This is a genomic window from Brevibacterium yomogidense (assembly GCF_900163715.1).
GTDB lineage: Bacteria > Actinomycetota > Actinomycetes > Actinomycetales > Brevibacteriaceae > Brevibacterium > Brevibacterium yomogidense_A.
This window is the reverse complement of the sequence record NZ_FWFF01000017.1, coordinates 195,528-208,495: the sequence shown is the minus strand read 5'-3', so window position 1 is coordinate 208,495 and position 12,968 is coordinate 195,528. Positions and strand designations below refer to the sequence as shown.

General features: G+C 68.6%; 11 protein-coding genes and 1 tRNA gene. 6 read left to right on the top strand and 6 right to left on the bottom strand.

The genetic code is table 11. The features are described 5' to 3' along the window. The first annotated feature begins 57 nt into the window (after window positions 1–57). Together FM105_RS09965 and FM105_RS09960 are read left to right on the top strand one after the other, a co-directional pair. The gene (locus tag FM105_RS09965) at window positions 58–408 is read left to right on the top strand and encodes a hypothetical protein (protein WP_087007787.1); all 351 of its coding nucleotides are present in this window, start codon (window positions 58–60) and stop codon (window positions 406–408) included. Between the two features lie 127 nt (window positions 409–535). Beyond that, window positions 536–1,048 (top strand): hypothetical protein, encoded by a 513-nt coding sequence (locus tag FM105_RS09960; RefSeq protein WP_256970329.1) that lies wholly within the window; start codon window positions 536–538, stop codon window positions 1,046–1,048. Window positions 1,049–1,152: 104 nt separating this feature from the next. Here the strand turns inward: FM105_RS09960 and FM105_RS09955 are convergent, their stop codons facing one another. The 4 genes from FM105_RS09955 to FM105_RS09940 form a co-directional block, all read right to left on the bottom strand. Beyond that, complete coding sequence (locus FM105_RS09955) at window positions 1,153–2,232, bottom strand: hypothetical protein (RefSeq protein WP_143275867.1); 1,080 nt, start codon at window positions 2,230–2,232, stop codon at window positions 1,153–1,155. Beyond that, window positions 2,229–2,984 (bottom strand): hypothetical protein, encoded by a 756-nt coding sequence (locus tag FM105_RS09950; protein ID WP_087007783.1) that lies wholly within the window; start codon window positions 2,982–2,984, stop codon window positions 2,229–2,231. The genes FM105_RS09955 and FM105_RS09950 overlap by 4 nt, the downstream gene beginning before the upstream one ends. Before the next feature lie 10 nt (window positions 2,985–2,994). Next, window positions 2,995–3,990 (bottom strand): tetratricopeptide repeat protein, encoded by a 996-nt coding sequence (locus FM105_RS09945; protein WP_087007781.1) that lies wholly within the window; start codon window positions 3,988–3,990, stop codon window positions 2,995–2,997. Window positions 3,991–4,079: 89 nt separating this feature from the next. Further along, window positions 4,080–5,816, bottom strand: a complete 1,737-nt coding sequence (locus tag FM105_RS09940) for a hypothetical protein (protein ID WP_256970328.1) — start codon at window positions 5,814–5,816, stop codon at window positions 4,080–4,082. A 219-nt stretch (window positions 5,817–6,035) separates the two neighbouring features. Between FM105_RS09940 and orn the strand changes: the two genes are divergently transcribed. After that, window positions 6,036–6,659, top strand: coding sequence for an oligoribonuclease (orn, locus tag FM105_RS09935; protein WP_373404780.1), 624 nt, complete (start codon window positions 6,036–6,038; stop codon window positions 6,657–6,659). A 32-nt stretch (window positions 6,660–6,691) separates the two neighbouring features. Here the strand turns inward: orn and FM105_RS09930 are convergent, their stop codons facing one another. After that, window positions 6,692–7,618, bottom strand: coding sequence for an SCO6745 family protein (locus tag FM105_RS09930; RefSeq protein ID WP_087007778.1), 927 nt, complete (start codon window positions 7,616–7,618; stop codon window positions 6,692–6,694). A gap of 167 nt (window positions 7,619–7,785) precedes the next feature. On the opposite strand from FM105_RS09930, the gene FM105_RS09925 reads away from it, so the two are divergent. Then, complete coding sequence (locus FM105_RS09925; RefSeq protein ID WP_087007776.1) at window positions 7,786–8,727, top strand: hypothetical protein; 942 nt, start codon at window positions 7,786–7,788, stop codon at window positions 8,725–8,727. Window positions 8,728–9,170: 443 nt separating this feature from the next. Here FM105_RS09925 and FM105_RS09920 read toward each other — a convergent pair. Further along, window positions 9,171–9,246: transfer RNA gene (locus tag FM105_RS09920), tRNA-His, on the bottom strand. A gap of 355 nt (window positions 9,247–9,601) precedes the next feature. Here FM105_RS09920 and FM105_RS09915 point away from each other — a divergent pair. Continuing rightward, window positions 9,602–11,482 (top strand): hypothetical protein, encoded by a 1,881-nt coding sequence (locus FM105_RS09915; protein ID WP_087007774.1) that lies wholly within the window; start codon window positions 9,602–9,604, stop codon window positions 11,480–11,482. Window positions 11,483–11,649: 167 nt separating this feature from the next. Next, window positions 11,650–12,918 carry a hypothetical protein gene (locus FM105_RS09910; protein ID WP_087007772.1) on the top strand — a complete coding sequence of 423 codons (1,269 nt, stop codon included), beginning with the start codon at window positions 11,650–11,652 and terminating at the stop codon, window positions 12,916–12,918. Window positions 12,919–12,968: the final 50 nt, after the last annotated feature.

Below are 12,968 nucleotides of genomic sequence, written 5' to 3'. Positions count from 1 at the left end.
GACCGGTGGCCGAGGGGCGAGGGCCGCGACCCCGGGCGGCCGCCGTAGAATGTTCGCGTGATTCCGGAACTCACGTACTTCCTCATCGGCTACTCGCTGCTGCTCGCAGTCGTGTCGCTGATCCTCGCCCTGCGCAATCGCGCCGCCGGGCGGTGGACCCTCGTCGGCACAGCACTGCTCCTGGCGATGCTCCTCATCCAGACCGTCGTATCGGTGCTGATGTGGGGACAGTCGCCCGGCACGGACGGGATCCTGTTCTTCGGCTATCTGCTCACGGCGCTGCTGCTCGTCCCACTCGCGGGGGCATGGGCGTACGCGGAGCTCACCCGCTGGGGCCCTGCGGTGCTCGCCGCTGCCGGAGGTACGGTCGCGGTCATGATCGAGCGGATGAACCAGATCTGGATGTGAGCCTCGGCGCACATCCGCACGAGGAAGGCCCACGCCATTCGGGCCGGGACACAGAGCGCACGACACAGAGTGCAGCGCCACGACACAGAGTGCAGGGCACAGGACGCGGAGGACTGACAGGATGCACATGACGGACGGGCGGGACGCGGAGCACGAGGCCCCGCGCTCAGCACGAGAGGCACGAGCCGCCGAACGTGCCGAGCGCCGTGCCGCCCGCGCCGCGCGATCGCCGTACTCCGCGATCCACACCGGCCCCGGCCGATTCCTCACCGCGGTCTACGGGATACTCGCCTTCGCCGCGATCGGCCGCGTCTCCTACCAGCTGCTGCTGAAGTTCGACGAGGCACCGTTCGCGTACACGCTGTCCGCGCTGTCCGCCGCCGTCTACATCCTCGCCACCGTCTGCCTGGTCATCGGCAGCCGCGCGTCGCACCACATCGCCGTCGCCGCCTGCGTCTTCGAGGGCATCGGCGTCCTGGTCATCGGAACGCTGAGCTTCACGCACCCCGAATACTTCGCACACGACAGCGTGTGGTCCGCATTCGGCGTGGGCTACGGGTTCGTTCCGCTCGTCCTGCCCTTCATCGGCCTGTGGTGGCTGCGACGGGTCCAGCGCAGCGTCGAGGCCCAGAGGGGCTGACGACGGGGCTGCTCACTCCGATGATTGCGCTGAGGTCGTTCCCATCCGTGAGTCACAGTCGATCCCGACCGTGAGCCACGGCCTGCCACGTCCAAGAGCCGCGCTCACTCCGCGGCGTCGTCCCCGCCTTCGTCGCTTCCTGCCTCGTCGTCTCCGCCACCGCCGGAAGTCTCCGACGAGAGCATGTACCAGCCGGGTGAGTAGACCGATGCGGTGTCGCCCTCAGTGGTGATGAGCATCGGCTGGGCGACATCGATCGTGATGACGTCGCCTTCCGAATCACTCGTCATGACGGCTTCGATCTCATCGCCCAGGTCGACGAAGTAGGACTCCGGAACGTTCACCGTGATCGTGCAGCGGGACTCCGCGAAGCTCACTCCGCCGCCCTCCGTCGCGAGTGCGTAGTCCTCCAGCGGCAGGTCCTCGTACGGCGCGCACTCGACGCCCACATCGGAGAAGCCGGTGTCCTCAGCGCCCAGCTCCCCCACGTAGTCGCGGAAGTCCTTGAAGCCGGCTTCCTCGAAGTTCGGTGCCCCCTCAGGGACATCGCCCGTCGTCAGGTACTCGCTCGCCTGGGTGACGACTGCCTCCGCCGCCTCCGTGTGCGCATCCGGTGCGAGCTCGACTGCTCCCTGCTGATCGGCGAGGATCGTCGGCTGCGCCTCTGCGGGGACGAACACCGACTCCGCGACCTTCCAGTCCGCGTCGGCCGAATCCCGCGTCGCGAGCATCGCCTCGACGTCATCGGACTCCTCGCCCTCAGGAGTCGCGAACGCCATGAACCACATGGGGTACTCACCGAACATGGGCCCACCCGCGACCACGTCCGTGTAGCTCGATGCGCCGAGCGTCGTGCCGGTCTGCTCGGCGATGAGCATCTCCGCCCGCGTCCTCTCGAGCAGCGGTCCTGTCTGCAGCGGCTCCAGCGCGCCCGGCTCCTCGCCCAGCGCCTGGTCCAGGCTCTCCGCATAGTTCGTGAGGAAGCTGCCGGCGTCGCCGGAGCGCACGGCGGGGCGCTCGTACGGGGTCAGCTCCGGACGTGAGGGCTGAGGGATGTCCGCGCAGGCGCTCAGTGCCAGACCGGTCACCAGGCCACCGGCGACGACGGTCGCCATCCGCCTCACTCCGCGCCGACGCAGGAATCGGCCCACGGAACGTGATCCGGCCATGTCGCGCTCAGTCACACCGCACCTCCAGTCGTACCGCGAGCCGCAGAGCCCGTACCGGGACCGGCGCTCGGAACCGCGGCAGTACCCGCGCGCTCGGCCTTCGTCCCAGCACGGCCCGGACGCTGTCCGGATCGTGCACCGGAACGCGGCCTGGGTCGCGGCCGGAAGCCGCCGAACCACCAGCGCAGCAGGTAGAACGCGCCGACTCCCAGGAGGGCGACCGCGCCGGCGAAGCCTGCGATCGAGAGTCCGAGTACCTCGTGCACATCCATCGACAATGTCACCTGGGCGTCCGCGAGGCTCCCGTCCTCTGCAGCGGGAGTGACGACGATCACCTGCGGTGCGGCCTCGAGATCGAAGGTGTGGCTCACGGTCGTGCCGGTGTCCGTGTGCGTCCACCAATCGCGGGAGTCCGGTGGATTGACGGGTGCCGGATCCCCGGCGACGGTCCGGTGGATCGCGGTCTCAGGGAATTCGACGTCCGTGATCTCCTCATGGGCGACGCCCGTGAGGTAGTCATCGGCGTCCACACCGTTCGCAGTGCCGATGAACAGCTCCTGGTCCGATTCGACCGTGAGCGTCGCGTCGGTCTTGTCGAACGGCACGATCGCCTGGTCGAGCACGAGTGCATACGCCTCGTCCCCCACTGCGAAGGGTTCCGTCTCAGTCACTTCGCCTGTGCCGACGACGGACAGCGCGGATGCGGACAGCGCCCCGAGGACGAGTCCGCCCGCAGTGCAGAGCAGGCCGATGGCCACACGGATCATCGCAGACGCCTCAGAACAGTGCCCGCATCAGCCGGCCACGGGCCTTGACGACCCGGGAGTCCTCAGCGCCCACCACCTCGAACAGATCGAGCAGGCGCAGGCGCAGGCGCTCCTTGTCATCGGGAGCGGCTGTCGGCAGCAGGCCCAGCAGACGGGAGAACGCCGCCTCCGGGTCACCCTGGGCCACTTCGACGTCGGCCGCCTGCAGCGCGGCATCGATGTCCTTGGGAGCGTCGGACGCCGCCGCGAGGACAGTGGCGGGGTCCAGGTCCTTCGTCCGCTTGAGCATCGCCACGCGCACCAGGCCGAGCTTGGCCTCCGCGTCCGCCGGTGCCTCTGCGAGCGCAGCGCGGTAGATCGCCTCCGCACCGTCGAAGTCGCCGGATTCGAGCGCGGAGAGTGCTTCGGGGTGTGCAGGGCCCGGTTCCGGCGCTTCAGCACCGTCGAGCGGGACAGCCGTCTTCGTCATGCCCTGCTGGCCCGCGACCTCGATGACCTGGTCGAACACCTGGCGGATCTGCTGCTCCGGCTGGGCGCCCTGGAACAGCGGCGCGGGCTGGCCCTTGAGGAGCGCGACGACCGTGGGGATCGACTGCACCTGGAAGGCCTGCTGGATGCGCGGGTTCTCATCGACGTCGATCTTCGCGAGCACCACCTGGCCGCCGTACGATTCGACGACGCGTTCGAGGATGGGGCTCAGCTGCTTGCACGGTTCGCACCATTCGGCCCAGAGGTCGATGATGACCGGCACCTCGTTCGACAGTGCGACGAGATCCTCGAACTGCGCTTCGTCGATGTCGAAGACGAGCCCCGGCACTCCCACTGCGTTCGGTGGAAGCGACCCGCCTGCAGGCGCTGCGCCTGCTCCGGCGGCGGGATCCCCGGAAGGTGCGTTCCGCGACCGGACAGCGGAGAGGTCGAGGCCCTGCTGGCCCGGCTGACTCTGCTGGCCCGAGTGTTCCGGGTGTCCTGCGTGTGCAGTGTTGTCGTGCGGTGACTGTGTCACGTGTGTCTCTCCTCTGAGCTGGTCGTGAGGTGGACGTGTCGTCGTGCGGCTGCTGGTCGTGCGGCTGCTGGTCTGGGGCGTTCCCGCCGTCAGTCGCTGCCCACCGTCGCACCGGTGAAGACCTCGTTCACGCCCACCAGTCGGATCGGATCCTCTTCGCCGGCGGGGACCACCCATGTCGCGACGACCATACTGGTCTGCGTGAGGTCCTCGGTCGTCTCCGTCGCACCGATCACGTCCGCGGCGGGCGAGGGGATGGTGAGCGTGCCGGTGGTCGATTCGGTGCTGTCCGGCGAGATCGTGGATTCGGCTTCGACCACTCCGGTGACCACGGCGCTGCCATCCGCCGCCTCCATCGCGGTGAGCTGCGAATCGTCACCGGCATAGGAGAAGGAGACGTCCGCGCCTCCGGACTCCAGCTCCTCCCTCTGCGACGCCTGATTCGAGCGCACCTGGCTTGAGAATGCGTCTTCCTCGAACGCCTCAGCGTTCTCCGCGTCCTCGCCCTGCGACAGGAGGTCGGCGTAGGCCGCCGGCACTTCGTTCGGGGGCAGTCGGTGGCCGCCCGCCTCCGGGTCGAGGAGTGCGGAGCCTTCACGGGGGTCCGCGATCTCCGGGATCTCCGCACCCGGCTGGAGCACCGTCTGCGACCACACCGTGTAATCGGCGCGGGCATCGGACTGGGTCAGGACCAGAAGCTGCGTCTGCTCGATCTCCGTGTCCTGGACGATCGCGGACGTGGCGCGGGGCCACGCATCGGTCGCCGCTGTGAAGTTGACGACCACTTCGCCATCCGCGATGCCCGGGGGCAGTTCGAAGTCCTCTGAGGCGTCCTTGACGTCGTACGCGGCGGTCCGCTGCTCGAGGAACGGCCCTGATGCGCGCTCTTCGAGTGCCTCCGCATCCAGCTCCTCATCCGCTCCGGACACTGTGGTCCGCGCATCGTCGAGGATGGAGGCGATCTGGTCGTCCGTCACCGCGGGTCCCGCTTCGGTGGGTGCCGGTTCCGGGTCCGGCTGCGGCAGTTCCGCGGGACCGCAGCCTGCCAGTGCGATGACGGGGACGATCGCGAAGGCGGAGCCCGTCTCCGCGAGCTTGCGGCGACGCTGCTGTCGCGCAGTCCGACGCTCCTTGTCGCGCTTGGCGCTGCGGAGTGACATGAAGCCCACCCCCAGGCCGATCAGCACGATCACGCCGCCGCCGATCATGAGGGGGACGGCCCACGGGGTCGCCGTGTCGTTCGGCCACGTGATCGAGACCTCTGCGGCAGCGGGCTGCTCTCCGTCCGTGCCGATGACGAATGCCGTGCGGCCGGCGTCCTCGTCGAAGTCCCAGGACACAGTGCCCTCGCCTGATTCCGTGGCCTCCCACAGGTCCGCACCGCCCGGGGCGGGGACCGTGGCGAGCTCTTCGGGGTCCGGTTCTGTGGCCTCGTCAGCGGCGGCCTCGTCAGCGGGAGCATCGGTCGGGCCGGCCTCGGGAGCGCCTTCGCCGCCGGTCAGGGTGCGCGCCTCGAGCGAGTTCTCCTCCGCCAGCCCCACGATCCGCGTGACGTCCGATGCGCCCACCCAGAAGTCCGCGTTCTCCTTCGTGGTCCGGGAGATCGTGATCTCCTGGTCCGGTTCGGTCGCGGTCGCGGTGAGCGTCGCGGGGGTGTCATAGAGGTTGAGCACGCCGGGTTCGACTACGGCGACGGGACCGGGCCCGTCGAGCTGCACGGAGGCAGTCCTCGTGTCGTCGGGTGCCCACACCGTCTTCTGCAGGACTCCGAATGTCCCCGTGATCAGCCCGATCACGATGATCACGGCAGGCAGCACGTAGCGCACGCTGGTCCCTTCGTCGGCGGCGGAAGCTCGGTCAGAGTCTTCCCTGAAACATACCGAGTCTAGCGAACCGCATGGACGCGGGATTCGAACCGTGCGGTCAGGAACCTTTCGCGGTCCGATCAGGACGTGGCGTCGACCACGGTCTCGCGCTGAGCACCTGCAGCAACGGCTTAGGATCAGAGCATGGCTGCAGAGAGAATCGTCTGGATCGACTGCGAGATGACCGGTCTGGACCTGGACGTCGACGAACTCGTCGAAGTCGCCGTGATCATCACGGACTTCGACCTCAACCCACTGGACGACGGCATCGACATCGTCATCCGCCCCTCCGAGCGGGCGCTTGAGAACATGGGCGACTTCGTCACGAAGATGCACACGACCTCGGGGCTCATCACGGAGCTGGACGGCGGCACGACGGTGGAGGACGCGCAGGCGCAGGTGCTCGCCTACATCCGCACGCACGTCCCGACTGCCGGGAAGGCGCCGCTGGGCGGCAACTCCGTCGGCACAGACAAGGCGTTCCTGGTCAAGCAGATGCCGGAGGTCGTCGACCACCTGCACTACCGGATCCTCGACGTCTCCTCCATCAAGGAGCTGGCCCGCCGGTGGCACCCCCGCGCGTACTTCCAGTCGCCGGAGAAGACGGGCGGCCACCGCGCGCTGGGCGACATCCAGGACTCGATCCGGGAGCTCGCCTACTACAGGCGAGCGGTCTTCCGGGAGAAGGAGCCGACGTCCGCCGAGGCCCGGGCCATCGCCGCCGAGGTCGTTGCCGCCTATGCGCCCGACACGGGTGACGCTGGCAATCCGGGCGACACCGGTGACGCGGCAGAGAAGGACTGACCCGCTCACGGAGGGCTGAGCCGCTCGAGCCGTCAGCTCTTCGCGTCGCTCCCGTGGCCGAACAGCTTGGACGGGAGGACGCCGGAGCCCAGCACGAGCTTCGCGACGACCTTCGCGTCATCCGCGAGCGCGGACAGCGCGTCGTCGGTGAGCACATCCCAGGCAGAGGCGACAGCAGCGTCCGTGCGCGTCTCGGCGTCCTCCTTGAGGGCTGCGCCGGCGTCCGTCAGGTGAGCATCGTCACCGGAGGAGGTGAGCAGTCCGCGCGTCTGCAGGGCTTCCGCCGTCTCGCGCCATTCCTCCTCCGACCACCCTCGGGTCTTCCGCATGGACCAGGGGTAGAAGGAGCGGCCTGTCGCGCTGTCGAGCACGATCGCCTCGAGGCCGCTGAGACCGACCGTCACGAGTGCCGCGATGTGCGCATCGCCCCGGTGCTCCCGCAGGAGGGTGATCGCCGCCCACAGGTCGACTGCGGACTGCAGGGTCGGATCCGCGGCACGGGCGCCTGTGAGTGCAGGGACGTGAGCCGCGAAGAGTGGCCGTCCGCTCAGCGACTGCGCGTCCAGGACGGGCCGCAGGCGCTCGAGGATCTTCGTCGCCAGCGAGTCGAAGCCCGCGCGGTCCATGCCAGAGGCGGTGGCGGCGTCGGATGCGAGGATCTGGGCGCTCATCGCCTCGACGCCGGCGATCCGAGCTGCGGTGATGTCCGCGGGCCGGAGGGATTCCCACACGGCGGGGACGTGGGTGCTGACGTAGGCCGGGGCGTAGTTGAAGAACGTCGCGACGACCAGTTCCGCTGAAGGAGTGCCGAGAGATGCGGATCTCTGTGCGAGGTAGTGTGCCTCGGCGGGGACGCCCGCACTCGTGAGCGCCTCCGTCATGGTGGGTGCGAAGTACGAGGCGGAGTGGAGCGTGTCCAGGCGCTTCGTGGCTGAACGGATGAGTGAGGTGCGTGTCATGATTCGACCCTAGCGGCACCGTGTGACCCACGTCATGCGCTGACCGCTTGCTGGACAGGTGCATCACCCGCCGGCCGCGCAGCAGGACAGCGGCCACGCAGCAGATCAGCAGGACAGAATCCACCCGACCCGGCGCGGACCACCCGCCCGAGCAGGAGCACCACAGCATGCAGAGAGCCACGATCTCCGTCTCCGAGGGACGCTTCCCCGAAGCTCGTTTCGGCAGCCGCCGCATCATGGAGCCGTCCATCGGTTACGCGATCGCCCGTCTCAGGGCACAGGCACGGGAGCTCGGCACCGGGATCCTCGTCGAGGTCGACGACAGGGGCACGCGCCTCTCCCTCACGATCGACGCGGAGGGGCGACTGCACACACCGTCCGAAGAGTGGGCGCAGGCAGGCGCACCGGCGGAGGAGCGGTCGGATGCGTCTGCCTCGATGCAGACCCTCCCTATCGTGCCGGACGGGCACGCCGCAGGCCGGCGGCCAGGTCCCTCGTCACGTCCCGTGTCAGGGCCCGCGTCACGTTCCGCGTCAGGGCCCGCGTCGGGCGTCGCATCAGATGTCGCGTCGGGGCCGGCCTCGGGTGTCGCGCGCGAAAGGATCGGCCACGGGGATGCACCCCAGGATCAGCGCCGGACGTTCACCCAGGACTGGCGCCCCGCACCGGCGATGACAGCCACGGAAGACCGAGGGCGCCCCGGCACCCGGGACCCGCACAGCGGCTCGCACGGAGCCGGCCGGCTCGAAAGCGCAACATCTGAACAGGATCCGCATGGATTCCGTTCGACTCTTGAGCACTCGAACCACGCACTCGCTCTCGCACCGCACCCCGCGCCGAATCCCACACAGACCACGAATCCCACACAGACCACGAATCCCACTCAGACACGGTCCGGCTCGGAGGCGCCCACACGGTCAAGCTCAGCGACATCGATGCAGCCCAACTCCGAGACCGTCGCTCAGCCCAGCTCGGAGACGCCGGCACAGCCCGGTGCGCAGACACCGGTGGAGCCCGGTGCGCAGCCGCGGCTCGCCCGCACAGGAATCATCGCGACGCTCGTCGTGGCGGCACTCGCACTCTGCGGCGCGGGCCTCTTCCTCTTCTGATCGCGTTCACCCGGCCTGCGCAGTCGCGAAGTCGGCCCCCTGCCCAGCTGCAGACCCAGCTCAACCGCAGGTCCAGCCCCGTCGCCGCCGCAGCATCGGCCCCTCCACTACTGCAGGGCCAGCCCAACCGCAGGTCCAGCTCCGCATCCCCCGCTGCATCAACCCCGTCAACGATGCAAAGCAGGCCACCCGCCCTTGCGCCTCACTCAGAGCGCCGAATGAGTGCAAACCGGCCCACGAAGTGCTCAGATTGGGCCGGTTTGCACTCATTCGAGGGGCGTGCGGACATGCGGGAGCGGGAAGAGGATGAAAAGCGGACATGCGGGAGCGGGGAGGGAGGGAAATGAAAGTACGGTCACGCGACCCCCAATAACCCGACACACGACCCTCCAGACAACAAAAATGTCGGGACATCGAATGAACGATGTCCCGACACTTCACAATGGGGTGGCTAACGGGACTTGAACCCGCGGCCCCCGCGACCACAACGCGGTGCTCTACCAACTGAGCTATAGCCACCATCACTGCCTGCACGCAGGCAACAGAGAAGAGTTTAGACCCTCTCCCGGCCGTTCGCCAATCGAGGATCGCCCGATCCCGCAGCACTTCGAGTTTCACCGCACACGGTCCACACAGCGGACCTGACGCGTGATCCGGGACACCAGCGGTCCGCACAGCGGTGCACCAGACGCCCGGATCATCTGCGCCTGTAACTATTCGGACTCAGTGCGCCCGCGAGTGCTGTGCCGAGTGATACACACTCCTAGACTGGACTGCGCTGCCGACGCGGGCGCTCAGAAGCATCCAGCGTTCTCAGTCCGCGTCACCGGAGAACGCACCACTACTGTTTTGGAGTCAGAGGGTCCCGACTGTCATGCATCATGCGAGCATCACCGTGGCGCCGGACCGCAGCGCCCAGGTGACGATCGCCGGCCAGAGCACGGAGCATCCGGATCTGGGGTCGGCGATGACGCAGCTGACCCTCTGGGCCCGTGAGACGTCTGCTGACGTCGCAGTGGCAATCTCCGACGGCACGACGCTTCGCTCGCTCACGATCGCCTCCACCGGGCAGGTGCTGGCAGGACCGCCAGGCTCCTCCTCCCCCACGGCCTCTCCCGACGATCGATCGGCACAGTCCGCAGAGTCCGCACAGCCGGCCAAACCGCAGACTGAACCCGCCGCCAAGCCCCGCAGCCACCCCCACATCCTGGAGGAGCCGGAGGCCGATGTCCCGACGCAGCCGCTCGCGGCACCGCAGTCGCCACCGGACACCGCACCTGCGGATGCGGGCGCGCCGGCTCCCGACTCGCAGGCGGATCCGGCACACCCGCCGGACGATGAAGGGCCTGCCTATCCCATCGGCACGCCGTTCTCGGGCCCTGCCGCTCCCCCGCCCACGTCAACGCCCCGACGCATCGATCGGGTCCCGTCAGGCGATTCCGCTCGCGCCCCCTCCCCGGCAGAGGCGGACAGGACTCCGGCTCGCAGCACGAACGGCACGGCCTCGGGCCCGACTAGCTCAGAGCGAGGTTCCGACCCTCACCGCGCCATGACGCGCCGGGCCGCCGCTCACCGCAGCGCATCGGCTCGCCGGAAGCGGAGCAGCGCCCGACTCACCGTCCCGAGCATCGTGCTGATCGCGCTCCTCGTCCTCGCCGCTGTCCTCTTCTTCCTGCCGAACTTCATCGGGACCCCCACGCCCGAGGATTCGGCTCCGGCGCAGAATTCGCAGGCCCCGACGCGCGCCCCCCTGACACAGGCGGAGGCGACCACGCCGGTGCCCGGGTTCACCTCCGACGCAGCGTGGGAGACCACCGTGCCGCAGAACGCGTCTGTGACTGCGACATCCCGCGGCGTCCTCGTGGTCGACGGCGACGAGGTCACGATCATCGACCCGTCCGACGGCTCAGAGCGATTCCAGGAGTCATACGACGGGGCCGTGACCTTCGCCGCAGACACCACCGTGGACGGTCAGCCGGCCCTCGTCTGGCAGCACGACAGCACGGTGCAGGCCCTCCTCGACGGAGAATCCCGCCCCATCGAATACGAGCTGACCCCTGAGGCCCGTCTTTCCTCAGCAGGCACCGCCGTGCTGATCCGCGACGGGAACGCACTCAGCACTCTGGGGGAAGACGGCCTCGTCACTGTTCCGACACCCGCACCGGGCTCCACCCCGATGGCGCTGGACGGGGAGGAGCTGATCAGCTCACCGTTCAACGGCCCCCTGTCCCGAACGGACATCGACACCGGTGAGGAGACGGAGGTCGAGCTGGAGCAGCCCGGCGAAGGGCTGGAGATCAAGGAGTGGAAGTCCGCCGGTCACGGCCTCGCCATCAGCGTGTGGGGTGACCCCGGCGCCAGCACGAACAGCGGTCATCGACTCCAGCTCGTCGTCCACAGCCTGGACGACGGAGCTGTCGCATCGATCAACGAAGTCTCCAGCGCTGACATCGGCGACGCGGCGTGGACTCGCGGACAGGGATACTCACTCGCGTCGATCGGCCCCTACCTCTACGACCTCGACACCGGCCTGCTCGTGCTCGACGGCACGGATTCCGGCATGCAGTTCGGAGAGCCCCGCGGAGACCTGGTGCCGGGAACGATGGAGGGTCAGCCGGTCATCGCGGCCGGGCTGCTGTCCGACGCGCCGACCGCGTACTCGACCAACGCCGACCTCCTCGCCGTGACGGACGACGCGCGGTTCGCCATCACCCGCACGGGTGCCGACCGGATCACCGCATATCCTGCAGGATGACGTGGAACCCGGGATGATGTGCAACCGATCACTGCGATCCGCGACACGATCTCTGCGATTTGTACGAATTGTCCACGTGCTGATCGCGCCGACGCGCGACCCCTGGATAGGATGACAGGGTCGCTCAGGCTCAGCCGCCACAGAAGGTATTCCCCTTGGTCACACCCATGTTCGCACGCACGGCACTCTCCGCCGCCGTGACGGTCGCGCTCGTCAGCGCGCCCGCGACCCTTGGTGCGCCCGCCTTCGGACAGGTGACGGCCAGCGGGTTCACTGCGCCGGTTGGGTCGGACTCGTCGCCGGCACCCACAGCGACTGAGACGCAGAGCCCATCGCCGCGGCCGACTACCGACCCGGACGCCAGTCCCTCGCCGACCGACCAGCCGGACGACGACGAGACGCACGAGGCCGATGACGACGACGGTGACGGTGACGACCCGACGCTTCCGGACGGCGCGTACACGGTCCAGAAGGCGGAGCGCATCGACACCTTCGCGCTCTACCAGGACGGAGTGGACGAGCCCTTCGTACTCGATGATTCTGACGACCGGCCCTTCGAAGCCGTGAGCAGAGATTCGGCCGACCAGAGTGACGATCGCATCATCATCCGCCTGCCAGACCCGGACAGGGATTTCGTCCTGCAGGAGGATACGGGCGCGCTCAACCTCGCCACCGAGGACGGTGACACCCCCTACAGGCCGGGCGAGAACGGCGAGGGCGATCGGACGTTCGAGTTCGACGTCGACGGCGGCACTGTCGGCGAGGTCACCGAAACGACGCCGGACGACGGCGAAGATGGCGGAGACGACGGAGGGGAAGGCTCACCGGAGCCGGAGGAAACCGAGGACCCCGAGCCCACACCGGACCCCACGGAGGACCCGACTCCCCCGCCGACCGAGGACCCCGAGCCCTCCCCGGCGCCGACTGAGCCCGATGACGGAGACGATTCCGGCGACCAGGGGAACGACGACGATTCCGGCGATGACGGCGGTACGGGCGACGACGGCTCGGATGAGAACGGCTCGGACGAGGACGGATCGGGGTCCGGCGAGCGTGACGACAGGGGCCTCACAGAGGACCCCTCGACAGGCAACGGCTCGGACAACGGCGATCGCCACGGTCCTCGTGAGTCCGCACCCGACGGGAACGCCGACTGGGTGCCGACCGGTCCGCAGCGCCCCGACTATTCCGATCCCGTCCCCCAGCCGCCCGGCACGGGCGAGGACGACGCGATCACCCCGGACGGCGAGGAGCCGACCCAGCCCGGTGACGGAGACAACGGCGATGACGGATCCTCGGACGACGTCGCATCCGAATCCGCTTCCGAAGACGGCGACGGCGCAGGCATGCCGTGGCAGATCGGCGTCGTCGTCGCGATCGGCGCGGCCGCGATCGCCTTCATCCTCTTCGTGGCAGGTCGACGCCGCAGGGACTGATGCCCGGATGTCCCGTACCGTGTGAGGTGTGGGAACCGGATCCGTGTTCC